Annotated in this window: 17 protein-coding genes; 4 read left to right on the forward strand and 13 right to left on the reverse strand. The window is 70.6% G+C overall.

Features of this window, described 5'->3' with window-relative positions:
- Positions 1 to 10: 10 nt before the first annotated feature.
- The 7 genes from HF576_RS11055 to HF576_RS11085 all read right to left on the reverse strand — a co-directional run bounded on the left by HF576_RS11055 (position 11) and on the right by HF576_RS11085 (position 11397).
- The gene (locus HF576_RS11055) at positions 11 to 5998 is read right to left on the reverse strand and encodes an Ig-like domain-containing protein (protein WP_168912886.1); all 5988 of its coding nucleotides are present in this window, start codon (positions 5996 to 5998) and stop codon (positions 11 to 13) included.
- On the reverse strand, positions 5998 to 7134 hold the full coding sequence (locus HF576_RS11060) for a protein kinase domain-containing protein (protein ID WP_168912887.1): 1137 nt from the start codon (positions 7132 to 7134) through the stop codon (positions 5998 to 6000). The genes HF576_RS11055 and HF576_RS11060 overlap by 1 nt, the downstream gene beginning before the upstream one ends.
- 674 nt (positions 7135 to 7808) lie before the next feature.
- Positions 7809 to 8156, reverse strand: coding sequence for an endonuclease domain-containing protein (locus tag HF576_RS11065; protein ID WP_168912888.1), 348 nt, complete (start codon positions 8154 to 8156; stop codon positions 7809 to 7811).
- Between the two features lie 150 nt (positions 8157 to 8306).
- Positions 8307 to 8714: a type IV toxin-antitoxin system AbiEi family antitoxin domain-containing protein gene (locus HF576_RS11070; protein ID WP_168912889.1), complete on the reverse strand. Its 408-nt coding sequence runs from the start codon at positions 8712 to 8714 to the stop codon at positions 8307 to 8309.
- Between the two features lie 315 nt (positions 8715 to 9029).
- A complete protein-coding gene (locus HF576_RS11075; RefSeq protein ID WP_168912890.1) occupies positions 9030 to 9686 on the reverse strand; it encodes a spermidine/putrescine ABC transporter substrate-binding protein in 657 nt (218 codons plus the stop codon).
- Positions 9687 to 9786: 100 nt separating this feature from the next.
- Positions 9787 to 10362 carry a hypothetical protein gene (locus HF576_RS11080; protein WP_168912891.1) on the reverse strand — a complete coding sequence of 192 codons (576 nt, stop codon included), beginning with the start codon at positions 10360 to 10362 and terminating at the stop codon, positions 9787 to 9789.
- 15 nt (positions 10363 to 10377) lie between these two features.
- On the reverse strand, positions 10378 to 11397 hold the full coding sequence (locus tag HF576_RS11085; RefSeq protein ID WP_168912892.1) for an ABC transporter: 1020 nt from the start codon (positions 11395 to 11397) through the stop codon (positions 10378 to 10380).
- A 136-nt stretch (positions 11398 to 11533) separates the two neighbouring features.
- On the opposite strand from HF576_RS11085, the gene HF576_RS11090 reads away from it, so the two are divergent.
- Positions 11534 to 12139 carry a hypothetical protein gene (locus tag HF576_RS11090; protein ID WP_168912893.1) on the forward strand — a complete coding sequence of 202 codons (606 nt, stop codon included), beginning with the start codon at positions 11534 to 11536 and terminating at the stop codon, positions 12137 to 12139.
- Positions 12140 to 12152: 13 nt separating this feature from the next.
- Here HF576_RS11090 and HF576_RS11095 read toward each other — a convergent pair whose 3' ends face one another.
- Positions 12153 to 12767 carry a hypothetical protein gene (locus tag HF576_RS11095; protein WP_168913044.1) on the reverse strand — a complete coding sequence of 205 codons (615 nt, stop codon included), beginning with the start codon at positions 12765 to 12767 and terminating at the stop codon, positions 12153 to 12155.
- 227 nt (positions 12768 to 12994) lie between these two features.
- Between HF576_RS11095 and HF576_RS11105 the strand changes: the two genes are divergently transcribed.
- The 3 genes from HF576_RS11105 to HF576_RS11115 are packed head-to-tail and all read left to right on the forward strand — an operon-like array spanning position 12995 to position 14876.
- Positions 12995 to 13807, forward strand: a complete 813-nt coding sequence (locus tag HF576_RS11105) for a hypothetical protein (RefSeq protein WP_205835176.1) — start codon at positions 12995 to 12997, stop codon at positions 13805 to 13807.
- Complete coding sequence (locus HF576_RS11110) at positions 13804 to 14223, forward strand: phage holin family protein (RefSeq protein ID WP_168912895.1); 420 nt, start codon at positions 13804 to 13806, stop codon at positions 14221 to 14223. The genes HF576_RS11105 and HF576_RS11110 overlap by 4 nt, the downstream gene beginning before the upstream one ends.
- Positions 14220 to 14876 carry a DUF3618 domain-containing protein gene (locus tag HF576_RS11115; RefSeq protein ID WP_168912896.1) on the forward strand — a complete coding sequence of 219 codons (657 nt, stop codon included), beginning with the start codon at positions 14220 to 14222 and terminating at the stop codon, positions 14874 to 14876. The genes HF576_RS11110 and HF576_RS11115 overlap by 4 nt, the downstream gene beginning before the upstream one ends.
- Positions 14877 to 15026: 150 nt before the next feature.
- Here the strand turns inward: HF576_RS11115 and rpoC are convergent, their stop codons facing one another.
- The 5 genes from rpoC to HF576_RS11140 all read right to left on the reverse strand — a co-directional run bounded on the left by rpoC (position 15027) and on the right by HF576_RS11140 (position 24658).
- The gene (rpoC, locus tag HF576_RS11120; protein WP_168912897.1) at positions 15027 to 18899 is read right to left on the reverse strand and encodes a DNA-directed RNA polymerase subunit beta'; all 3873 of its coding nucleotides are present in this window, start codon (positions 18897 to 18899) and stop codon (positions 15027 to 15029) included.
- Positions 18900 to 18946: 47 nt separating this feature from the next.
- Positions 18947 to 22447, reverse strand: a complete 3501-nt coding sequence (gene rpoB / locus HF576_RS11125; protein WP_168912898.1) for a DNA-directed RNA polymerase subunit beta — start codon at positions 22445 to 22447, stop codon at positions 18947 to 18949.
- Positions 22448 to 22732: 285 nt separating this feature from the next.
- Entirely contained in the window at positions 22733 to 23056 is a 324-nt protein-coding gene (locus HF576_RS11130; protein ID WP_168912899.1) for a hypothetical protein, read from the reverse strand.
- Positions 23057 to 23156: 100 nt separating this feature from the next.
- Positions 23157 to 23870 (reverse strand): hypothetical protein, encoded by a 714-nt coding sequence (locus tag HF576_RS11135; protein WP_168912900.1) that lies wholly within the window; start codon positions 23868 to 23870, stop codon positions 23157 to 23159.
- On the reverse strand, positions 23867 to 24658 hold the full coding sequence (locus HF576_RS11140) for a lytic transglycosylase domain-containing protein (protein WP_343234245.1): 792 nt from the start codon (positions 24656 to 24658) through the stop codon (positions 23867 to 23869). Before HF576_RS11140 ends, HF576_RS11135 begins: the two co-directional genes overlap by 4 nt.
- Positions 24659 to 24766: the final 108 nt, after the last annotated feature.

Raw genomic sequence — 24766 nt, forward strand, 5'->3', positions numbered from 1 at the left:
CGGCTCCGGCTCAGGGGGCCGGTGCAGGCCCGGGTGGCGTGCCAGGGTCGGGTTGCGTGCCTGGGTCGCATGCCCTCTTCGGCAGGGTCTGGGAGGCCGGATCGAGGTTCCACGCCGCGTCCCAGCCGGCGCTGACGGTGACACCTTCGACGCTGACCGCGCCGGCCGGCACCGTCCACGAGCCCGCGGTGTAGGGCAGCGCCGCGTTGTTCTCGTCGCGGAAGACGATGCCGGCGTCCGACCACGTGAACGAGGCGTCGCCGTTGCTGGACTGCGAAGTGCGCTGCAGCGAGGTGCCGGCGGTGCAGGACTGGATCGACCAGCTCGCCTGCACCTGGTACGGGGCGCTCCCGGCCGCCGGGACGACGGGCGCACGCGCCGACTCATTGCCCCAGAACTTGTGCCGGTAGTACACATTGATGCCCGGGTCCCGGTCGTACACCGGCGTCCCGTCGTTCCAGCCCTCGAAGTGCACCTCGTTGCTGCGCGGCGGGTTCTCGGTCGAACTGGGCGTCCCGGTGATGCGCCACTGCGCCTGCTGACCCTGGACCACGGGACGGCGATCGACGACGAACGTGTATCCGCGGGGCGCCGCGCCGCTCTGGGTCGCCCGGACGCTCGCCTCGGCGCTGCCTCCGCCGTACACGGCACCGCCGTACCAGGATTCGACGCACACGAAGAAGCGGTACTCGTCGCCGTCCTCGAGCCCCGGGAAGGACGCGTTCGCTCCGCCTGCCACAGGGTCACAGCGGTGCCGGTCTTCGTATTGGACGATGTGGTAGCGCAGCTCCGAACCGGTGCCGTTGGGCTGGGCGGTGGCCACGGCGTTCACCGTCGCGAATCCGTCGCCGGTGGACTGCGAGCTGAGCGACAGGGTCACGTTCTGGGGCGCGCCCACGCCGTTGGCTTGGACCGTGACGGTTTCGCCCGACGGCCGCCCGCCGAGGCCGGGAGGCAGCGAGAACCGCGAGTACGGGGTGATCGAGACGTTCGTGAGCGAGTTCGAGCCGACCCGGAAGCGGGGCACGTCGACGCGCTCCGAGTTGCCCACCGGCACGCGGACGGTCTCGCCGGCGGGGCTCGAGATCTCGAGCGTGCCGGTCTCGGCGCCGTCGACGCCGTGGATCGCGAGCGAGATGACACCGCCATCGCCGTCGGTGACGACCGGCGACCACTCGACGCGCGACGGACTGCCCGGGGTGTCGTACGCCCACGCGACGGTGCGGACGCTGCCGCGCGACTCGCCCACGCTGTTGATCGCCCATGCCTCGTAGGTGCGCTGCTCGCCGTTGGGCGCCGGGATCGGCGGGCACACGCCGTCCGCCCCGCAGCGCGCGACCTCGGCGCCGCCCGAGCGCACGACGAACCCGCTCAGCGACGGATAGGCCTGCCGCGCCTCGCCCGGGTCGACGCGCAGCGTCACCGTGCCGTCGGCGTAGCCGGTCTGCGCGACGCTCGACGGCGTCTTGGGGTAGCCGAGCAGGTCGAGCATCACACGTCCGTCGCGCTCGGAGCTGGTCACGCGGCCCTGCGCGTCGCGCACCGAGAACGCGGCGGTGCACGTCGCGCCCGGGGCATCCCCCGTCCACGATGCCGTCACGTTCGTGTCCGAGGCGACTGCGAAGGCCACCCCGACGCACGCGCCGGTCGGTCGCACGCCGACGACCTCGAGGGGTGTGCGCGGGAGCGGGTTGACCTCGCCGCCCGCGCCGATCACCGAGAAGCTGCACGACGAGCCGGAGCTCTGCGAGCACTGCTTGACCACCGAGCCGCCCTGCGGCAGCGTCGACGGCGCCGCGCCGACGCGCAGGATCAGCCGCGCGGGTGCCACCGCAGGATGACTGGTGACCGAGACGAGCGCGGCCTCCTCCGACCCGGGCACCGCGGCGTCGGCGCCGGTGACCGTGAGCACGGAGCCTTCCTGAGTCACATCGAACGATCCGCCGCCGTGCTCGACGGCGTACTGGATGCCGTCCCAGTCCTCGCGCAGCTGCCACGTCGTCATGTTGCGCAGGTCGAACGTCGCCGTCTCGCCCGGCCCGACCGTGATCGATCCCGGCCGCAGCACTGGCTGCGGGTCCTGCGGCTGCACCGTGACCGGCACCGACAGGTACGTCCAGTCGTCCTTGCCCGCGATGCGCACCGGCACCTGACACGCGTCGACCCAGGGCGCTCCGGCGCCCGCGTCGTAGCGCACCACGGTGCCCGACTCCACGGTGCAGGCGGCCTCCGCTCGCGCCCCCGAGACGCGCACGTCCGGTCCGACCTCGATGCGGCTGCCGCGCGGACGGGCCACGAGCTCGGCCATGTCGAACGTGGTCGACTCGGTCTCGCGCACCTCCGGCGACGCTGCGCCCGCGCGCAGGGTCAGAGCCAGATCGTCGTCGCCGGGGACCTTGAGGAATCCGTAGGTGGTCACCGTCTCGGACTCGTCGCCCGCCTGGGCGCTCTCGCCCGTGACCGCGAACGGGATGAGTCGCGTCGTCGCCGGCAGCTCGCCGCGCAGCTCGGTGCCGTCGACAGTCACACCCTCGGGCTCGCCCCACAGCGACACCTCGAGATCCGAGATGTCGCCGCCGGACCACGTGACCTTGCCGTCGAGCACATCCACGCCGCGAGGGAAGTCCTCGCGGGACTCCACCGTGAGGATCGTGTCGGAGACGATGGGGTAGTCGGGCACGCTCTCGCGCACGACCCGCACCACGATGAGCCCGCGCCCAGTGTTGCCCGACGTCGACTCGACGTCGTAGAGGAACGACATCGTGCCCGGCTCGGCGCCGGCCTCGATCACGACGGTGGCATCGTCGACCGTCTGGATGCGGTCATCCAGGCGGGCATACTCGGGGTTCTCGCTGCCGTCGACGAGAGACGCCGGCACGTCGGGGCGGATGTCGGTGACCTTCAGCGCACCCAGCGTCGGGTCGAGGTCGTTCGACAGCGGGCTGACCCGGATGGTGTTGCCCTCACCAGCCTGCACCTGCACGTAGTCGGTGAACGTCACCGGACTCGGGTTCGCCTCGCCGTCGAGCACGCCGACGCGCACCGCGCCCTCCGCGGTCTCACCGAAGGCGTCCACCACCCGGTAACGGAAAGAGACCTGTCCGCTGTCGCCCGGCACGCTCGAGTAGAGAATGGATGCCCCATCGGCCGAGATCGTCGCGGAGCCCCGCTCGGGCTGCTCGACGATGCGGTCGAGCGTGACGACATCCCCGTCGGGATCCATCCCGAAGCCGTCGAAGTCGACCAGCGCCGATTGCCCGCTCAGCACGCGGCCCTCGAGCGTGTCGGCGGAGGGCGCCCGGTTGGCGTCATCGTCGATCACGCGGACGCGCACCATCGCGGTGTCGGCGAGCGCGGGGGCGCCGGTCGTGAACACCGAGTAGTCGATGCCGTACTCCCCCGGCTCGGAGGGCGCGAGGTAGCGGAGCACATCGCCTGCCGCGAACGCGAGCGCGGCATCCGTCGACGACGTCACCTGGGACGCATCGAGGGTCGGACGACCGCCGGCGGGCGAGATGTCGTTGTCGAGCACCGGGATGTCGATCTGCGCGCCGGCGCGGACGACCACCGTGTCGTCGATCGCGATCGGCGACAGCTCGGGAGCCGGCGGCAGCAGGTAGACCGTCGCCTCGCCCTGCACGCGGGAGCCCTCGTCCTCGGTGCCGTCGCTCACGACGTACGACACCGTGCCCAGGCGGCCCGGCCCGCCGTCGGGCGTGGTGCCCGACACCCGGAGGTAATTCTGACCCACCGCGTCCACCGACAGGGTGGCCCCGGCATCCGCCGTCGCGACGACGTCACTGAGCAGCAGCACGCGGTGCGTCGGGTTCGAGACCGCGTCGAACACGTCGAGCGTCGCGTCCTGCTGCGGGTGCACGAAGGCCACGACGGGCGACGTCGCCAGCTGGGCGGGAGCGTCGGCGGGGAGGAGGGTGATGCGCGCGGTGCCGGTGGCGTTGCTGGTGCCGTCGGTGACCGTGAAGTCCACGCGGTACGTGCCCGCGGTCTGGGCGGCGAAGTCGAACGACGTCGAGCCGCCGATGACCGTGGCCGTCGCCGCGGCGTCGTCGAGCACGCGCACCGAGTCCAGCGACAGGGTGCCCGCCGTCCCGGTGACGTGGTCGGCCACATCGACCGTGATGCCCGAGACGGCGGTGTCGACGACGGCGAACGACTGCGCGGCGAGCTGGGGCTGCGGCGAGACCCTCACCACGAGAGACTTCACCGCGGTCTGCCCGAAGGTGTCGGACACGGTCACCGCCAGCTCGATCTGCTGCTCGCCGCCCTCGCCGGTGTCGCTGTGCTGGTAGACGACGTCGCCGCCGGGGGTCGCGGCGACGCTTCCCACGCCGGTGACGTTCTGCACGCCCAGGAGCAGCAGCGGATCACCCTCGGGGTCGACCCATCCGGGCAGCACCGGCACCGTCACCGTACCGCCGCGTGCGACCTCGGGCTCGGGCCATTCCACGAGGCAGCGGTCCACACCGCACCACTCCGGCGCGCTGTTCACGGACGGCGCCGTCACCGAGAGCGTCACCGTCGCCGGCTCGGAGATCAGCCCGTCCTGCGCCGTGCCGTCCGAGACGACGTACGAGAACGTCGCCGACCCGCTGGCCTCGGGGTCCAGCCGCACCGCGAACCGCTGGCCGTCGTCGGTCACGGTCACCGTGCCGAATCGAGGGTCGAGTCCGCTGACCGACCGGGGATCGATCGCGAGCACGTCCTCGTTCGGGTCGTGGTCGTTCATGAGCACCGGCAGCGACGCCAGGCTCCCGGCGCGCACGCCGAACGAGTCGGGCTCGGCGATGGGCGGCTTCGGGTCGAGGACGACCTGCAGCTGCTCATCGCTCGGCACGGCGTCGGGGTCGGTGCGGTCATCGAGCGACCAGTCCTGACTCGAGGCGATCAGCTCGCCATCGGGCACCGACCATGCCCATCCCGACCGTGTCTCGTTGAGGATCATCGCCGAGCCGGTCGCGACGAAGATCGGCCGTCGCTCGTCGGGCATCGACTCCTCGCCGTAGGCCAGCGGGATCGTCTCGCCGCCGGAGCGCCACAGCGTCCCGCCGGTCTCGCCCTGCGGCAGCCACGCCGCATAGACGTCGCCGTCGTGCGGCACCGGCTGGGCAGGCGTGCCGAGCACGGCGCCGGTACCGGTGCCGACCTCGACATCCATGTCCGAGCCATCGACCGGCACGCGCACGAGCGACGTCTCGTCGGCGAGGTACACGTCGGAGCCGGTCGCGTCCGGCGCGCCCACGACGACAGCGCCGGTCGTGGGAGCGGATGCCGCAGCATCCGTCCCCCGCAGCCAGACGTCGCCGTCCTCGGTGTCCACGACCGCCCACGTGTCGCCCGCGGCGGTGATCGCGGGCTCCGTGATGCCGTCCGCGTCGAGCGGGTCGCGGCCGCGCACGGCCGCGTCGTCGATGTCCCAGCGCAGCACCGAGCCGTCGGCGCGCGAGTAGCTGAAGAGCACGCCGCGCTCATCGACCGCGATCGCGTCGGCGGCGTACTGCGGGGCATCCTCCTCGTCGGACGGGAACGGATCGAGCTGAGCCGCCCCGCCGGCCGAGAGCAGCCCGGCGAAGACGGCCCCCGAGTCGGTGAGGTAGGCGACGTAGTCCCCCGCCGTCACGACGTCGGTGGTGCCGGCCGGGGTCGAGGTCGACGCCTGCAGCGCCTCCTCGTCGAGGTCGGTCGGCTGCGCCTCGTCGATGCGCGTCACCTTGCTGAAGCTGTCGCTGAAGAGGTACGCCGCGTCGCCGGTCTGCACGACCTGGTCGGGGTTGCTGATGCTGCGGACGGTGTCGAGCTCGCCGATCGAGGTGTTCACGCGCGCGTAGCGGCGGCCCTCGCCGGTCTGCAGCGCCCACACCGCTGTGTCGACCTCGGGCGTCTCCTGGGCATCCAGGCCCGGCCACACCACGCTGACGCCGATCACGACCGCGACGGCGGCACCCGCCGCGACCAGTCCGGCGATCGTCCTGCGCCGCATCACAGCACGCCCGCCACGAAGAGGGTCGCCACGACAGCAACGGCCCCGAGCACGAGACCGGCTCCGATGCCTGCGACCCACGGCAGGGCGCCGCGCCGCCGTGCGGCCGGAGCCGAGATGTCGGTGTCTTCATCGCGGGCCAGCGCCGCCACGCCGGTGCCCGAGCGCACCTTGCGGGTCGAATCGCGCTCGACGCGCGACCGGGCCGGGCCCCGCAGCGCCGAGTCGCCGAAATCCACGGGGGCGGATGACGGAGACCAGTCCGCGTCGGGAACCTCGAGCGGCGTCGGGTGCTGGCCGAGCTCGGCCTGCACCTGGCGCAGCGCCTCGCCGAATGCACGGGCGGACGGCTGCCGGCTGCCCGGATCGCGGCTCATCGCCGTGGCGAGCACGCGCTGCAGCGACGCCGGCACGTCGGCGCGCGGAATCTCGACGTATCCCGCGCGGGCGATGCGTCGCCGCAGCAGCTCCTTGGTGTTCTGGCCGCGCTCGCGTCGCTCGAACGGACTGTGGCCGGCCAGCAGCGAATACACCGTCGCCCCAAGGCTCCACACCTCGCTGCTCACCGTGCCGGCCGTCTGCTCGGCGACGACCTCGGGCGCGCTCCACGGGATCGACATCGCCAGCACCTCGTCCGCGGTCCGCCGCAGCAGCGACGACGAGATGCCGAAGTCGGCGAGGACGGGAGTGCCGAAGGTCGTGATGAGGATGTTGCTCGGCTTGACGTCGCGATGCACGAGGCCCGCGCGATGCGCCGACTCGAGCGCGCTGGCCATGCGCACGCCGATCGCGAGGACCTCCTCGACCGGGATCCGCTCGACCCGGTACCGCTGCGCGAGCGATCCCGGGCAGTACTCCATGACGATGTACGGGCGGCCGTCCGCTGAGATGCTCGCCTGGTACACGGTCACGATGGAGGGGTGCGCCGACAGGTGCGCGAGGACGTCGGCCTCGGCGTTGAACATGCGGCGCAGCTCGGGATCGCGCACATCGCTGGGCATCACCTTGACCGCGACGTTGCGCCGGGGCATGTCCTGCTCATAGAGGAAGACGTCGGCGAAGCCACCTGATCCCAGTGGGCGTATATAGGCGAGTCCGGGCAGGATCGGAGGCGCCGAAGGAAGCCGTGTGGCCACCTCACCTCCAGCTGCCGACGATGGGCCCGTGGGCCTATGCCAAGGACGACTCCTGCCGAGAAGCGGCAGCAAACTCGGCAATGCTAACAAAGCCACCTGCGAGAGTGCCGCGCACACCCCTCCCGTCGCCCCTCACACCATGCCCCTTGTACCCGGCGGCGTCGATGCGAAAACACCAGTGCGTCACCCGACACGCCGGGCCCAAGCATCCGTCACCGGCGCGCCGTCGTTACGGACTGGTGTTTTCGCACCCAGGTGAGGCAGCAGGGCCGTGAGCCGGGACAGACGACGGATGCTGCGTCCCGCGGCCCGCGCCTTTGCCGGCCCGCTTGCGAAAACACCAGTGCGTCACCCGGCGCGCCGGGCCGAGGCATCCATCACCGGCGCGTCGTCGTTACGGACTGGTGTTTTCGCACCCGGGTGAGGCAACAAGGGGCGCCGAGCCAGCAAGGGAACGACGGATGCCGCGGGCCGCCCCGTCGCGAAGCCCACGCTCCCCGCGGCCCGCCGCTCTCCCCCGGCCCGCTTGCGAAAACACCAGTCCGTCGCGCGACACGCCGGGCCGAGGCATCCGTCACCGGCGCGTCGTCGTTACGGACTGGTGTTTTCGCACCCGGGTGAGGCGGCAAGGGGCCCCGAGCCAGAACAGACGACGGATGCCGCGGCCCGGCCGGTCACCAGGTGAGGCCGGCGATGCTCCGGTGAAGATTGCGGGCGACCGCCGCGAGGATCGCGCTCTCGACGAGCTCCCAGTCGTGGATGATCAGCGCATAGTCCAGTCGGAGCGTCACGAACCCGAGAGCCATGGCCGCGGCATCCCGAACGCGATCGCGGTGTCTGGCCGGTCCGTCGTGGGTGCCACCGTCGGCCTCGATGATCAGGCAGTCGCCGAGCACGAAGTCCACCCTGCCCACGCCGGGTATCTCGACCTGGCTCGCGACGGAGATGCCGTGCCGATGCAGTCGGAGGCGGAGCAGCGACTCGAGACCGCTGTCGGCGTCGCTGCGGGCGAAGTCGACCAACCAGCGCCACTCCTCGGGTACGAGGCCGCGAAGTCTCTCCCGTCCCGAGCGATCGAGGAGCCGTTGCCGGCGTGCGGATTCGAGGGCGGCGAAGAAGACTTCACGCCCCCTGCACCGAAGGATCTGAAGAAGGCACTGGATGACGCCCACTCAGTCCAATGCGAGGTCGTCGACCGGGATGTCGCGGTGGAACACGCAGCACGACTCCCCCTCGAGGTCCGGATCGATGACCAGCCGTGTCGGATGGTGGCCGGGGCGCACCCACGTATGGACCCGTTCGCCCTCGTCATCGTCATCCTCATCGTCGTCGTCCAGGATCCACAAGCCCCACGCCCGCCCCGCGCTGACGCACGCCACCCGCCCTCGATGGCTGAGCGCTTCGATGACCGCGGGTGTGGTGTCAGGGAGTGCGTAGACGCCGTTCCGCGGTCGGAGCAGCCGCCCCTCCCGTACAGCGTGCGTGAGGTCGCTGCGGCCGACGCCCGGCCTCACCAATTGCGACGTCCGCGCAGTGCCGCCCAGAGCGCGGACGGCCTCGACGGCTGATTCGACCGACATGACGACGAGCCTGCTCGCGCCCGGATCATGGTGGTGCGGCTCGGCCAGATCTGTGCAGAAGTCCCGCCGTACACCCCCTGTGGAGGAGCCGATCGCCGCGCCAGGAGTCTCGCGTGCCTTGCCCGGTTGCGAAAACACCAGTGCGTCACCCGACACGCCGAGCCCTGGCATCCGTCGTCGGCGTGTCGTCGTTACGGACTGGTGTTTTCGCAACCGGCCCGGAGGGGTGAGCGGCCGATCGGGCTGAGGGCGCGGGGCAGGCGCGAGGCAGGTGCGGGGCGGGTGGGGCGAACGAAGGACGACGGATGCCGCGCCTCAGGGCAGCTGCGGATCGTTCGGGTCGAACGGGGCATCGAGAGAGCGCGTCAGCTCGGCGAGCATCGCCTCGATCTGCGGCTCGACGAACTCGGTCACCGCCGCCTGGATCCGCAGCCGGTGGTGGAGCAGAATCGTGCAGACCTCGCGCCCGACCATGTTGGCGTAGTCGTCGGCGAGGCCGACCTCCTGCCGCAGGGCCGCCTTGGCCTCCTCGGTCAGCGGCGGAAGCGCCGGAATTCCGGCGGCCGCCTCTTCTGCCATGCCCGCGATCGTGAACAGGAACGGCGCACCGGGCACGGGATCGGGATCGAGCGGCAGACCCTCGAACTCGGGGTCGAGGCCCTCGGCCGGCCGGTAGCTGCGCGCGCGGTTGCGCGCCGCCTGCTGGTCGAGCTCGGCCTGCAGCATCGGCAGGTTCAGCGACGTGTACTCGGCGACCGCCCGGTCGACGATCGTCTTGATGCGGGTCGAGAGTCCGTGTTGCACACCGTGCGGCACATCGGCGCCGAGCCCTGCGGCCGACAGCACCGGCGATCCGAAGCAGCGGCGGCACGGCGCCACCCGCCCACGGTGCGTCGCGGGCTCCCAGCGGGGAAGCCACGCGAGCCAGGCGTCCACCGCCTGGCTGACCTGGGTCTCGAGCGACCGCTCCACGGCTCCACGGTAGCCTCCCCCCGGTTCGTTCGTCACAGATGTACGCGGAATCGGGCGATTCGCGTGCACATGTGACGAACGAACCGCAGGGTTGCGGGGGCTAGGAGGCGTCCTCCCAGGGCCAGCGGGGGCGGTGGGCACGGGTGCGCACGAGCGCGATGCCCGACCACGAACACACGAACGCGGCGGCTGCGACGGCCACGCCGAACCACGAGGTCGCGAGGCGCCCGGCGACGGCGGTCGCGACGGCCAGGTCCGCGCCGGTCACGAGCGCCGCGAGCCATACGCCGCCGACGTACGCCACGAAGCAGGCCAGCGTCGTCCACGCGGAGCCCCAGAACGACGGATGCCCCGGCCGGGCGCCCCGACCAGGGCCCGAGCCGTCTTCGCCCCGCGGAGACCTCGGGGCTTCCGCGGCTGCCGGGGTCGCGGCATCCGTCCGGTCCGCCCTTCCGATCGCGGCCCACAGCCCGCCGGCGAAGGCGAGGGTCGCCAGCGCAACACCGGTCGCACCCGGGATCTGCCCGAGGCCCGGGGTCGCGATGACGTCCTCGCTGGTCGCGAGGCTCGTCATACCGAGACCGAAGATCGCGAGCGCCACGAAACCGATGGTCGCGAACGCGAGCGCCGTGAGCGGGCGGACGGGACCGCCTTCACCCTGCGGCGACTCGCTCATCTACATCCGCGACGGCTACTGGCGGACGAGCTGCGGGCCGGCCTCGAGCGTGCGCTCGTACTCGCGCTGCGCCTCGATGTTGAGTTCGGTGACCCGCTTGCCGCGGGCGGCGACCCACGCGCCGAACCAGATCGTCAGCTCGCGGCCGATCACGAACGCCGCGATCGCGAGCGGCGCCAGCAGTTCGGCCTCGACCAGCTCAGCCCCCTCGCGCGCGGTGAGCATCCAGAACGGCGCCTGGAACAGCGCGCCCAGGATGTGGCCGCCGTACGCGGCGATCCCCACCAGCAGGCCGAACACGACCCACGCGCCCCAGCGGCCGCGGTTGATGATCGCGCCGAGCAGCCAGAAGGCCAGGAAGAACACGATCACCGGGATCCACAGCGACCAGGTGCCGAGCGCCTCGAGTGCCGTGGTCGCCACGTTCTCTCCGGTGACGTCGCCGGCGAGCGCGCCGAAACCCATCCACGCGGCGAAGTACAGCACGGCGAACGCGAGCGCGGCGAGCAGGCCGATCGCGCCGGCCGCACCACGATTGCCCCGCGGGCGAGGCGCCTCGGGAGCCTGCACGAAGATCGGCTGCGGAGCGAAGGCGGCACTGCCGATCGCGCCCTCGGAGACGGGCTCGCTCGGCGTCACCACCGGGGCGTCGACGACGGTCGGTGCGTGGTCAGTGCCGGCGGACGAGTACACGGCCGTGTCGGACGGCGTGCTGCGGTAGTCGAGGGATGCCGCTTCCTCGGACTCCCACGGGTCGGGCTCTGCGGGGGTGCTGTCGGCGGCACGGGCGTCAGCGGTCGACGCGGCGGTGCCGGGAGCCGCCGAGGCGACGTCGGGCTCGGAGCCGGAGGCGTCGGAACCGGCGGTGCCGGTGGTGTCGGGCGCGTCCGTCTCGGCGGACGCGGCGGAGCGCGCGGCGGCATCGCGCCGGGCGGCCTCCGCCTCGGCGAGGCCTTCGTTGGCGCGACCGACGACGTCGTCGACGTTGCCGGGCTCTTCGACGGGCTCGCCGTAGGACGACTTGGGGTCACTCATCGCAGGCACTCCTCACGCGGGGACAGTTCCCGCAGTGCGAGAGTAGCCGCCGCTCCCGCGCACACGTCGGAGGCGTGCCGTGAGATTCCGGCGCGGTGCAGCAGGTGTGCAGAGCGGATGCCCCTACCCTGGCGCCATGGCACTCCGAGCATCGCGGCTCGCCGCAGCCGCGGCATCCGTTCTCGTCGCCGCTCTGCTCTCGGCGTGCGCCCCCGACCCGGGCGGCGCCGACCCCGATGACACCGGCCGCGCGAGCTCGTCGCCCACGTCGTCGGCGTCCGGCACGGCGTCGCCCGGCGCGACACCCACCCCCTCTGCGACGGCGAGCGCCGACATCCCCGACGACTGCCTCGCGATCGTCGACGACGACGTGCTGTCGCAGCTGGACGGCATCCCGCTCAACGCGGCGGCCTTCGCCCCCACCGGGCCGCAGTCCGACGGCAGCCTGATCTGCGTCTGGCGCGACCCCGCCGCCGACACGACCGGCCTCATCACGACCATCTCGTACCTCTCGCGAGGGCCGGAGCTGGACATGCTCAACCAGCTCGCGGACGAGGAGGGCTTCACCTGCTACACGCCGGACGGCGGCACGCGCTGCGAGAAGACCTGGCAGAACGAGACGTATCCGGTCACCGACGGCCGCACGCTCTTCTGGCGCGACGACATCCTCGTCGACACGCGGTTCTCGAACCTCGCACCCACGGGGTACACGGCCTCGATCGTCGAGAGTCTGTTCGGCTAGCGGCGGAGTCCGCTCAGTCCCACACGTTGCCGTCCAGCCGGGGACCGTAGTCCTCGGGATGCCAGGGCGACTCGACGCTCGCCAGCCACAGGTCGTCGCGCAGGGTGTGCTCCTCGAGCACCTCGCCTCGCGTCCGCGTGCACACCAGAGCCCCGTCCGACGTCGTGCACGAGAACCCCTGCCCCGCGAAGGCTGCCTCGGCGATCGGCCGCGCGTCGGCCGGCACGCGCGACAGGGTCGTGACGATGCTGCCCGAGGCGAAGTTCCACTCGCATGTGACCAGCACGTCGGGCGTCACCGCCTCCACGAGCGAGGCGGCTTCGGTCGCGGGCGGCGTCGCTGTCTGATTCAGCAGCGATCCGCCCCGCCAGGTCAGCTCGTTCCACAGGTCGTCGGGGTACAGCGTGCGGCAGTCGATCGCGCCGCCTTCGGCGGCCTGCATCGCCGCCGAGGGCTCGGATGTCGTGGCGGGCGCGGGCGATGTCGCGCGCCGCAGCGTCTCGCCGATCCACGCCACCGTGACGGGCACCATGGGCAGCGACAGCCACACCAGCGCACCGACCACCGCCGCGCAGATCACGCCGGCGGGCACGGCGATCCACGAGTTGCGCCCCCCGATCCGCGCCATAGGCCCCCACCTCCGGTTACACGGTAAGCCGCGACGACGGATGCCCCGGCGCGGCGCGCAGCGAGTGCCCCGTGTCGGCCGCGGGAAGCGGATGATACTGCCCGGTGCCGCCGGAAAGAACCCCCTCGGTCGGGCGACGGTGAGCGGCGACGGTATCGGGACGACGCGCACCCGGTCAGGCCTCCCCCGATCGGTCCACGGCGTCGGCACGAGCAAAGGAGCACGAGATGACAACGCAGGAGATGGGATCCACCGCGGGTGGCGAGAACGCCGGCGGCCCGCGCGAACGCGCCGTCGAGACCGTCGCCGAGGTCGACGCCGCCGCGATGCACGTGGCGGAGGTCGCGGGCGACGAGGCGGGCCGGGTGGCCCGGGACGCGAAGGAAGCGGCGCGCGGATTCTTCGACGAGACGCGGATGCAGCTCTCGGAGCAGGCCACCGCACAGCAGCAGCGAGCGGCGGAGGCCCTCCGCTCGACCGGCGATGAGCTGTCCGAGATGTCGCGGTCCTCGTCCGGGAGCGGTCTGGCGACCGGCCTGGTGCGCAGCCTCGGCGATCAGACGAAGTCCGCGGCGTCGTGGCTGGAGCAGCGCGAGCCGGGCGATCTGGTGCGCGAAGTCCGCGGATTCGCACGCCGGCACACCGGTGTCTTCCTCGTCGCCGCGCTGGGCGTCGGGCTGGTCGCCGGCCGGCTGACGCGGGCGCTCCTCTCGGACGGAGACGGTTCGGGCGGGGCATCCGGCTCAGCGGCCGGTGCCCAGGGTGGCGCCCCCCGGGCTACACCGGTGGGCGTAGCAGGAGCGACGGGCACGGGCGGAGCGACGGGCACCGGAGCATCCATGCCGGCCGGCACCGAGGCGGCCACCGGCTCGGCCACAGGCACCGGCGCGCCGCTCGGGGGAACGCCGATCGGCGACTCCCTCGCCGCGGGCGCGAGCGACGCGTCCACCGTGCGGCGAGGCATGAGCCGGCCCGACGTGCCTCAGACGGGTACGGGCACGCAGGACGAGTGGTCGCCGAGCGGCGGGGCGCAGCGATGACCGACATGCCGACGCCGTCTCAGCAGAAGGCGGCGACCACATCCGTCGGCGAGCTCGTCGGCGAGGTGTCGCGCGACCTGTCGGAGCTGATGCGGAAGGAACTGGAGCTCGCGAAGGCCGAGCTCGCGGATTCCGCCAAGAAGGCCGGCGCGGGCGCGGGGCTCCTCGGCGGGGCGGGCTACGCGGCGATGATGACGCTGCTGTTCCTGTCCATCGCACTGTGGTGGGCTCTGGGCACCCTCGTCGGCGGCGGATGGTCCGGCGTCATCGTGGCGGTGCTGTGGGCGATCATTGCCGGCGTCCTGTACGCCGTGGGCATGAAACGCATCAAGTCCGTCCGCGGGGCGCCCCGCACCGTCGAGACCGTCAAAGAGATCCCCGAAGCACTGAAGAGGAACGAGGAGAACCGATCATGAGCAACACCGAACAGATCCGTGCCGACATCGAGGTCACGCGCGACGAGCTCGGACGCGACGTCGACGCCCTGGCCGACAAGGTCACGCCGAGCAAGGTCATGGAGCGGCAGAAGACCCGGCTGCGGCGCGCCGTCGACGACGTCAAGAGCCGCGTCATGGGCGTGGCGGAGGACGTCGGCGACTCGGTGGCCTCGGCCACCGACTCGGCGGCGCACGGCATCGGGGATCTTCCCGGCGCCGCGGCGAGGAAGGTGCAGGGCGCGCCGCTCGCCGTGGGCCTCGCCGCGCTGGCCCTGGGCTGGGTCGCCGCGTCGCTGGCACCGCCCACCGACAGCGAGCGGCGGATCGCCCGCTCGCTGCGTGACGCCGCGCAGCCCCTGGTCGACAGTGCGGCAGAGAGCGCCCGCGAGCTGGCGGCCGGGCTGGAACAGCCGGCGCGGGATGCCGTCGAGCAGGTGAAGGCGAGCGCCGAGGACGCGGCGAACGAGGTCAAGGAGGAGGCGCGCGTCGCCTCCGACCACGTGAAGGAGAACGTCGGCCCGTCGAGCGGCGGCTCAGCGAGCGGCGGATCAGCCGGCGGTGACTCGTCGAGCGGCGGATCGACGACCGGTGCGGCCGGCGGCCAGTACGGAGGGTCGCAGCCGGCGGGCTGAGGCATCCGTCCACACACGACGAAGGGCCCCGGTGAACCGGGGCCCTTCGTGCAGGCATCGAGATCTCGATACGCTTGCTGGCGCTCGTTACTCGATCTAGACCCGCCTCGGGTCAACGCTGGCTAGCGCTCGCATTGACCCGAGTCGCGTCTAGTTGTAGTCGGTCGTGAAACCGTCGGTGGAGAAGCTGTCGAAGTCGACGTAGCTCAGGTCGGCATCCGAGTAGGCGCCGTCCGAGGCGAAGATGCGGTTGGGGTACCGCTCGCTCTTGGCCTCCTCCGTCGCCTCGACCGTGACGTTGCGGTACTTCGCAAGTCCGGTTCCGGCGGGGATGAGCTTTCCGATGATGACGTTCTCCTTGAGGCCGACGAGCGGGTCGCTCTTGCCCTCCATCGCCGCCTGGGTGAGGACGCGCGTCGTCTCCTGGAACGACGCGGCCGACAGCCACGACTCCGTCGCGAGCGACGCCTTCGTGATACCCATCAGCTCCGGACGACCCGACGCCGGGCGCTTGCCCTCGGCGACAGCCTCGCGGTTCATGTTCTGGTAGCGCTTGAAGTCCACCAGCTCACCCGGCAGCAGCGTGGTCTCGCCGTGGTCGACGACGGTGACCTTGCGCAGCATCTGACGGACGATGACCTCGATGTGCTTGTCGTGGATCGGCACACCCTGCGAGCGGTACACGCCCTGGACGCCGTTCACGAGGTACTTCTGCACCTCGCGGGCACCCTGCACGCGCATGACCTCCTTGGGGTCGAGCGTTCCGACCTGCAGCGGCTGGCCGACCGTGACGTGCTGGCCGTCCTCGACCAGCAGCGTCGCGCGCTTGAGCACGGGGTAGACGTGCGGCTCGTCGCCGTTGTCGGGCGTGAGGATGACCTTCTTGCTCTTCTCGGTCTCGTCGATCGTGATGCGGCCGTCGGCCTCCGCGATCGGCGACGCGCCCTTGGGGGTGCGGGCCTCGAACAGCTCCTGCACGCGGGGAAGACCCTGCGTGATGTCATCCGCCGACGCCGAACCACCGGTGTGGAAGGTACGCATCGTCAGCTGCGTTCCGGGCTCACCGATCGACTGGGCCGCGATGATGCCGACGGCCTCGCCGATGTCGACGATCTTGCCGGTGGCCAGCGAACGGCCGTAGCACTTCGCGCAGACGCCGACCGCCGACTCGCACGTGAGCACCGAGCGCACCTTGATGGACTCGACACCCGCGCCGACCAGCTTGTCGATGAGCACGTCGCCCACGTCGTCGCCGGCAGCCGCCAGCACGTCGCCGTTGGGCGCCGTGACGTCGGCCGCGAGCGTGCGGGCGAACACCGAGTTCTCGACGTTCGCGTCGCGCACGAGCTCGCCGTCCGCGCCGGGCGCGGCGATGGTGAACTCCAGGCCCTTGGCCGTGCCGCAGTCCTCCTCGCGGATGATGACATCCTGCGAGACGTCCACGAGACGACGCGTGAGGTATCCCGAGTCGGCCGTACGGAGGGCCGTGTCGGCCAGACCCTTACGGGCACCGTGCGTCGCGATGAAGTACTCCGCCACCGACAGACCCTCGCGGTACGAGGAGATGATCGGACGGGGGATGATCTCACCCTTGGGGTTGTTCACCAGGCCTCGCATACCGGCGATGTTCCGGATCTGCAGCCAGTTACCACGAGCACCCGACGACACCATGCGGTTGATGGTGTTGTCCTCGGGGAAGTTCTCGCGCATCGCGGCCTGGACCTTGTCGGTCGCCTCGGTCCAGATCTTGATGAGCTCCTGGCGACGCTCGGCGTCGGTCGTGAGACCCTTCTCGAACTGAGCCTGAGCCTTGGCGGCCTGCTTCTCGTACTCCGCGACGATCTCGCCCTTGTTGGGGGGCGTGAGGATGTCGCTGAGCGCCACCGTGACACCCGAACGGGTGGCCCAGTAGAAGCCGGCGTCCTTGATGCGGTCGAGGGATGCCGCGACCTCCACCTTGGGGTACTCCTCGGCCAGCTTGTTCACGATCTGCGACAGCTTGCCCTTGTCGGCCTGCTCGCGGACGAACGGGTAGCCCTTGGGGAGCGTGTCGTTGAAGATCGCCTGGCCGAGCGAGGCGTCCACGAGACCGTGGCGCTCGTAGCCCTCGGGGGCTTCGCCCTCGAGGAAGGTCAGGCCGGGGACGCGGATGCGGACCTTGGCCTGCAGGTCGAGAGTGCCCTCGTCCTTGGCCAGGATCGCCTCGCCGACCGAGCCGAACACGCGGCCCTCACCGGCTGCGCCCTCCTTGACCGTGGTCAGGTGGTGCAGGCCGATGATCATGTCCTGCGAGGGCAGGGTCACCGGGCGGCCGTCCGACGGCTTCAGGATGTTGTTCGAGGCGAGCATCAGGATGCGGGCCTCGGCCTGGGCCTCGACCGACAGCGGCAGGTGCACGGCCATCTGGTCGCCGTCGAAGTCCGCGTTGAAGGCGGCGCAGACGAGCGGGTGCAGCTGGATGGCCTTGCCCTCCACGAGCTGCGGCTCGAAGGCCTGGATACCCAGACGGTGCAGCGTGGGCGCGCGGTTGAGCAGCACGGGGCGCTCGCGGATGATCTCCTCGAGCACGTCCCAGACCTCGGGACGCGTGCGCTCGACGGCGCGCTTGGCGGCCTTGATGTTCTGCGAGTGACCGAGGTCGATCAGGCGCTTGATCACGAACGGCTTGAACAGCTCCAGCGCCATCTGCTTGGGCAGACCACACTGGTGCAGCTTCAGCTGCGGACCGACGATGATGACCGAACGGCCCGAGTAGTCCACGCGCTTGCCGAGCAGGTTCTGGCGGAACCGGCCCTGCTTGCCCTTGAGCATGTCGCTCAGCGACTTCAGCGCGCGGTTGCCGGTGCCCGTGACGGGACGGCCGCGGCGGCCGTTGTCGAACAGCGCGTCGACGGCCTCCTGCAGCATCCGCTTCTCGTTGTTGACGATGATCTCGGGAGCACCGAGATCGATCAGGCGACGGAGACGGTTGTTGCGGTTGATCACGCGACGGTACAGGTCGTTCAGGTCGGAGGTCGCGAAGCGGCCACCGTCCAGCTGCACCATCGGGCGCAGCTCCGGCGGGATCACCGGGACGACGTCGAGCACCATCGAGGCCGGGCTCATGCCGGTCTGCAGGAACGAGTTGACGACCTTCAGGCGCTTGATCGCACGGATCTTGCGCTGGCCCTTGCCCTCGGAGATCTGCAGGTGCAGGCTCTCCGACTCGGCGGCCAGGTCGAACGCCTCGAGGCGACGCTTGATCGACTCCGCACCCATGTGGGCCTCGAAGTACTGACCGAAGCGGTCCTGCAGCTCGTGGAAGATCTCGTCTTCACCCTTGAGCTGGCCGACCTCGAGCGTGCGGAAGTCCTCCCACACCTTCTCGAGACGGATGATCTGGTCGTCCGCGTTCTTGCGGATCTGAGCCATCTCCTTCTCGGCGGCGTCCTTGACCTTCTTCTTCTGGTCGGCCTTGGCACCCTCCTCCTCGAGCGCGGCGAGCTCCTCCTCCAGCTTCTGGAGGCGGGCTGCGACACGCGCGTCGCGGCGGTCACCGAGCGTCTTCAGCTCGAGACGGATGTTGTTCTCCTGCGTCGCGAGGTCGCGGTGACGCGCGTCCTCGTCGACCGAGATGACCATGTACGCGGCGAAGTAGATGACCTTCTCGAGGTCCTTCGGCGCCATGTCGAGCAGGTACCCGAGGCGCGAGGGCACACCCTTGAAGTACCAGATGTGGGTGACCGGCGCGGCGAGCTCGATGTGGCCCATGCGCTCACGGCGGACGGAGGACTTGGTGACCTCCACGCCGCAGCGCTCGCACACGATGCCCTTGAAGCGCACGCGCTTGTACTTGCCGCACGCGCACTCCCAGTCGCGGGAGGGCCCGAAGATCTGCTCTCCGAAGAGGCCGTCCTTCTCGGGCTTCAGGGTGCGGTAGTTGATGGTCTCGGGCTTCTTGACCTCACCGTACGACCAACGACGGATGTCGTCAGCGGTGGCCAGGCCGATGCGAAGCTGATCGAAAGTTGTTGATTCGAGCACTAGTTCTCAGTTCTCCTGTGTCGGAATTCTGTCGTTGCCTGGCCGGGTCAGATCTCGTCGATCGACGAGGACTCGAAACGGCTGGAGATGTTGATGCCGAGCTCTTCAGCGGCGCGGAAGGCCTCGTCGTCGGTGTCGCGCAGGTTGACCTCCGTGCCGTCGGCCGAGAGCACCTCGACGTTCAGGCAGAGCGACTGCATCTCCTTCATGAGCACCTTGAAGGACTCGGGGATGCCGGGCTCCTGGATGTTCTCGCCCTTGACGATCGCCTCGTACACCTTGACGCGGCCGAGGATGTCGTCGGACTTGATCGTGAGGAGCTCCTGGAGCGCGTACGCGGCGCCGTAGGCCTCGAGGGCCCACACCTCCATCTCACCGAAGCGCTGACCGCCGAACTGCGCCTTACCACCGAGCGGCTGCTGGGTGATCATCGAGTACGGGCCCGTCGAGCGCGCGTGGATCTTGTCGTCCACGAGGTGGTGCAGCTTCAGGATGTACATGTAGCCGACCGAGATCGGAGCCGGGAACGGCTCGCCGGAGCGGCCGTCGTACAGCAGCGTCTTGCCCGTCGAGTCGATGAGCCGGTCGCCGTCGCGCGTCGGGTTCGTCGAGTCGAGCAGACCCGCGATCTCCTCCTCGAACGCACCGTCGAACACCGGGGTCGCGACCTTCGTGCCGGGCGCGGCCTCACGAGCCTCCTCGGGCAGGCGCGCGGCCCACTCCGGGTTGCCCTCGACCTTCCAGCCCTGCTTGGCGATCCACCCGAGGTGGGTCTCGAGGACCTGGCCGAAGTTCATTCGACCGGGGATGCCGAGCGGGTTGAGGATGACGTCGACCGGGGTGCCGTCGGCGAGGAAGGGCATGTCCTCGATGGGGAGGATCTTCGCGATGACGCCCTTGTTGCCGTGGCGGCCGGCGAGCTTGTCGCCCTCGGTGATCTTGCGCTTCTGGGCGATGTAGACCACGACGCGGCGGTTGACGCCCGAGCCGAGCTCGTCGTCGCCGTCCTCGGCGTTGAACTCCTTGACGGCGATGATCGTGCCCTGCTCACCGTGGGGCACCTTGAGCGACGTGTCGCGCACCTCGCGGCTCTTCTCGTTGAAGATCGCGCGGAGCAGACGCTCCTCGGCCGACAGCTCGGTCTCGCCCTTGGGCGTGACCTTGCCGACGAGGATGTCGCCGGGGCGAACCTCGGCGCCGATGCGGATGATGCCGCGCTCGTCGAGGTCCTTCAGCAGGTCGGGGCTCACGTTGGGGAGGTCGCGGGTGATCTCCTCCTTGCCGAGCTTCGTGTCGCGGGCGTCGACCTCGTACTCCTCGATGTGGATCGAAGAGAGGGTGTCGTCCTTCACGAGGTCCTGGCTGAGGATGATCGCGTCCTCGAAGTTGTGACCCTCCCACGTCATGAACGCGACGAGGAGGTTCTTGCCGAGCGCGAGCTCGCCGTTCTCCGTGGCCGGTCCGTCGGCGATGACCTCGCCCTTCTCGACACGGTCGCCCGCCGAGACGATGACGCGCTGGTTGTAGCTCGTGCCCTGGTTGGAGCGGTCGAACTTGCGCAGGAAGTAGTCCTGCGTGCCGCCCTCGTCCAGCTGCACGGTCACGACGTCGGCCGAGACCTCGATGACCACACCGGCCTTCTCGGCGGTGACGACGTCACCGGCGTCGATCGCGGCGTAGCCCTCCATGCCGGTGCCGACCACAGGCGACTCCGAGCGCAGCAGCGGGACTGCCTGACGCTGCATGTTGGCACCCATGAGGGCGCGGTTGGCGTCGTCGTGCTCGAGGAACGGGATCAGCGAGGTCGCCACCGACACCATCTGGCGCGGCGAGACGTCCATGTAGCCGATCTCCTCGGCGTGGAACAGGTCGACCTCGCCACCCTGGCCGCGACGTGCGAGGACGCGGTCCTGCGCGAAGCTGCCGTCGGCCTTCAGCTCGACACCGGCCTGCGCGACGATGTAGTCGCTCTCTTCCGAGGCCGTCAGGTAGTCGATCTGGTCGGTGACCTTGCCGTTGACCACGCGACGGTACGGCGTCTCGATGAAGCCGAACGCGTTGATCCGCGCGAACGAGGCGAGCGATCCGATGAGGCCGATGTTCGGGCCTTCCGGCGTCTCGATCGGGCACATGCGGCCGTAGTGCGAGGGGTGGACGTCACGGACCTCGACGCCCGCGCGCTCACGCGACAGACCACCGGGGCCGAGCGCCGACAGGCGGCGCTTGTGGGTCAGACCCGCGAGCGGGTTGTTCTGGTCCATGAACTGCGACAGCTGCGAGGTTCCGAAGAACTCCTTGATCGCGGCCACGACGGGGCGGACGTTGATCAGGGTCTGCGGCGTGATCGCCTCGATGTCCTGCGTGGTCATGCGCTCGCGGACGACGCGCTCCATGCGCGACAGACCGGTGCGGACCTGGTTCTGGATGAGCTCGCCCACCGCGCGGATGCGACGGTTGCCGAAGTTGTCGATGTCGTCGATGTCGAGACGGATCTCGGCCGTCTTGCCACCGCGCACGCCGTCGAACGTGACGTCGCCGCGGTGCAGGCGCACCAGGTACTTGATGGTCGCGACGATGTCGTCGACGGTGAGCACCGAGTCCGACAGCGGCTTGTCGAGGCCGAGCTTGTGGTTGATCTTGTAGCGACCCACCTTGGCCAGGTCGTAGCGCTTCGGGTTGAAGTAGAAGTTGTCCAGCAGCGCGCGGGCGGCCTCGGCGGCCACCTGCTCGCCCGGACGCAGCTTGCGGTAGATGTCGCGCAGCGCGTCTTCCTTGGTGAGGATGGTGTCCTTCGACAGCGTCTCCTCGATGGACTCGAAGCCGGCGAACTCGGTGAGGATCTCTTCCGAGGTCAGGCCCAGCGCCTTGAGGAACACGGTGACGGACTGCTTGCGCTTGCGGTCGATGCGCACGCCGACCTGGTCGCGCTTGTCGATCTCGAACTCGAGCCATGCACCACGGCTGGGGATGACGCGCGCCGACACGATGTCCTTGTCGGAGGTCTTGTCGGGGGTCTTGTCGAAGTAGACGCCGGGCGAACGGACGAGCTGCGACACGACGACACGCTCGGTGCCGTTGATGATGAACGTGCCCTTGCCGGTCTGGAGCGGGAAGTCGCCCATGAAGACCGTCTGGGTCTTGATCTCACCGGTCTGGTGGTTCATGAACTCGGCCTCGACGTAGAGCGGGGCCGCGTACGTCTTGCCGCGCTCCTTGCACTCCTCGATGGAGTACTTCTCGGGCTCGAGGTACGGGTTCGTGAACGAGAGCTGCATCGTCTCGCTCAGGTCCTCGATCGGCGAGATCTCCTCGAAGATCTCCTCGAGACCGCTGACCTCGGGCACGTCGGTGCGACCGGCGGCCTTCGCGTCCGCGACGCGCGCCTTCCATGCCTCGTTGCCGACCAGCCAGTCGAACGACTCGGTCTGCAGCGCGAGAAGGTCGGGGACCGTCAGCGTGTCGGAGATCTTGGCGAACGAGAGGCGGGATGCTCCGCGTCCGTTCTTGAGGGTGGTGGTGGGGTTGGATGCGTTGCGCGCAGCAGCCAAGGGGATTACCTCCGTGGGCCCGGTGGGGCTCGTTTCCTTGTCGTCAGGTGGAGTGCTCTGGTCCCCGAAACCCGCGCGGCACACCTCGCGATGAGCAAGGGGGCGCAGGCACAGCCGACCACCATATGAGGGCAGGGGGAATCCAAGAGCGCAAGGACCCACTATACGCCCGATGACGCGCCGTGTCCACTTGATTCTTGAAAAGTTCCGGATGCTGCGGTATAAGCCCGCTCCACGGCCCGCGCCTGCGTGCACGGCGCCCCTGCCGTGCACGCAAGCGGAGTGCTAGTGCCCTGCGTTGCCGCGGCAGGCGAGCCCGGGGTTGACCCCGACGTCGATGCCGGCGCTCACGAACATCCCGTAGCTCTGGATGCCGTGGTAGCCGTGCTTCTGGTTGCCCCGCATCGCGAGGGCGTCGTCGTCGAAGCCCTCCGGGTTCCCCTCGACGGAGTCCACCGTGTCCTGTCCGCTGAACGCGCACTCGGACGAGGCGTGGGATGCCCCTTGCGCCTCGCCGCCGTTGCCGGTGGCCTCCCCTGCGTTCGCCGCGCCGGCTCCTGCCAGCACGAGCCCCAGCGCGAGAACGCAGCCTGTGACCAGTCGCTTCATGTTCCTACCTCCCAGATTCGGAGCCGCGGATGCGGCCCTCCCCGGCGCACAAGCTACGCCCTCCCGCTCCCCGCGGGAAGACCCGCTCTCGCGGCGCGCGTCAGGGAACGGGGACGAGGGCCACCAGTCGCACGTCGGGGCCCTCGAAGTAGCAGGTCTGCAGGATGACCGCGGCGCCGAAGCCGGCGGTGGCCTCTGCCGCGTTCTGACCGGGGCGGCCATCCCTGCTCCCGGCGACCGCGTAGCGGCCGTCCAGCCCCTGACCGGCGAGGTCGACGAGCTGGCCCGGCTCGAGCCCGAGCACGACGTCGCCGCCGCAGTTGTTGTGGGCGCCGACGATGGGGGCGCTTGCGCCGGCCAGATCCATGCGCACCCACAGGCACTGGTCGAGCTCGGCTTGGTAGCCGCTGGTGTGGATGCCGATCGTGTGGACGGCCGGGGTGATCGGCAGCGGCGCGGGAGGCGACTCCACCGGCGGCGGCGAGGGGACCGCGGGCGGTGCGGCGAGCGCGTCCGGGGTCGGCGGCGTGGCGGCATCCGGTCCCGCCTCCACCGGGGCGACAGCATCCGGATCCGTCCCTACTGGCGCTGTCTCGCCGGCAGCGGGCCCGGGCGCCGGAACGGTATCGACGGCCGCCGCCGTCGCGGCAGGCTGCGCGGTCACGGACGACGGCGAGGCGGCCACGGCACCGGGCAGGATCCACCCGGCGGCGGCGATCGCCGAAGCGGCCAAGCCGACCACGAGCCCGCGGACGGCCACGCGCCGCCGGTTCGCGCGATGCACGTCGCGGAACGGATCGGCCGGGGCGCTCATCCTGCCGCCAGCGCGTACGAGTTCGCCATGGCGGCGACGTCGTCGACGTAGACGTCGAGATGGTTGTAGCTGAAGATCGCCGTGCGCCAGCCGTCGACGCTCGACATCTCGCCCGAGTGGCACAGGTACCTGGCCGCGGCGAGCGCGGCGTCGTCGATCTGATTGGGATCGCTCGCGCCGTCGCCGTTGGCGTCGGCCCCCCACCGCGACCACGTGTCGGGGATGAACTGCATCGGACCGACGGCGCGGTCCCACACCGTGTCGCCGTCCCATGCGCCGCCGTCGGTGTCGGCGATCGCGGCGTTGCCGTTGCCGTCCAGCTGCGGGCCCCGGATCGCCGGCATGGGGTAGCCCTCGTCGCCGAGCACCGCACCGCCGTGGCGGCCGTGGTCGGTCTCGATCGCGCCGATTCCGGCCAGGGTGTTCCAGCCGACGCCGCACCCCGGCTGCTCGGCGTCGATGACGAGCTCGGCGGCCGCGTAGGCGTCCAGAGCGCGGCGCGGGATGCCGGTGGCGGACGCGACGCGGCTGCTCCACGCGTCGTCGACTCGCACGCGCACTGCGGCGGGCGCCGGCGCCGCCTCGGAGGATTCGGCGCCTGCTCCGGAACCGACCTCGCCCGACACCTCTATCGCGGTGGTCGGCGCCTCGACCGGCTCCGATCGCTGGGCCATCGACACGCGGCTGAGGTTGGTCAGCCACACCGCGGCCACGAGGACCAGAGCGATCCCGACGGCCACGCCGGCCCTCGCCAGCACACGGGTGGAGCCTGCGCGGTTGCCGCTCACGACCCGTCTCCCCCACTCCCCGGCGGTGTCGCCTGTCCGGTCGGCGTCGGGCTCGCCTCGGACAGGATCAGCGTAACGCGCACGCCCAGCCTCAGCACAGCCCCGGCG

The organism is Microbacterium salsuginis, assembly GCF_012524205.1.
Taxonomy (GTDB): Bacteria; Actinomycetota; Actinomycetes; order Actinomycetales; family Microbacteriaceae; genus Microbacterium; species Microbacterium salsuginis.

Bases quoted from the DNA above. Each gene is read 5' to 3' on its own strand.
- HF576_RS11110 (WP_168912895.1), top strand. From the start codon at position 13,804: ATGACCGACATGCCGACGCCGTCTCAGCAGAAGGCGGCGACCACATCC.
- HF576_RS11080 (WP_168912891.1), bottom strand. From the start codon at position 10,362: ATGAGCGAGTCGCCGCAGGGTGAAGGCGGTCCCGTCCGCCCGCTCACG.
- HF576_RS11090 (WP_168912893.1), top strand. From the start codon at position 11,534: ATGGCACTCCGAGCATCGCGGCTCGCCGCAGCCGCGGCATCCGTTCTC.
- HF576_RS11095 (WP_168913044.1), bottom strand. From the start codon at position 12,767: ATGGCGCGGATCGGGGGGCGCAACTCGTGGATCGCCGTGCCCGCCGGC.
- HF576_RS11070 (WP_168912889.1), bottom strand. From the start codon at position 8,714: ATGTCGGTCGAATCAGCCGTCGAGGCCGTCCGCGCTCTGGGCGGCACT.
- HF576_RS11135 (WP_168912900.1), bottom strand. From the start codon at position 23,870: ATGAGCGCCCCGGCCGATCCGTTCCGCGACGTGCATCGCGCGAACCGG.
- HF576_RS11130 (WP_168912899.1), bottom strand. From the start codon at position 23,056: ATGAAGCGACTGGTCACAGGCTGCGTTCTCGCGCTGGGGCTCGTGCTG.
- HF576_RS11105 (WP_205835176.1), top strand. From the start codon at position 12,995: ATGACAACGCAGGAGATGGGATCCACCGCGGGTGGCGAGAACGCCGGC.
- HF576_RS11085 (WP_168912892.1), bottom strand. From the start codon at position 11,397: ATGAGTGACCCCAAGTCGTCCTACGGCGAGCCCGTCGAAGAGCCCGGC.
- HF576_RS11055 (WP_168912886.1), bottom strand. From the start codon at position 5,998: ATGCGGCGCAGGACGATCGCCGGACTGGTCGCGGCGGGTGCCGCCGTC.
- HF576_RS11115 (WP_168912896.1), top strand. From the start codon at position 14,220: ATGAGCAACACCGAACAGATCCGTGCCGACATCGAGGTCACGCGCGAC.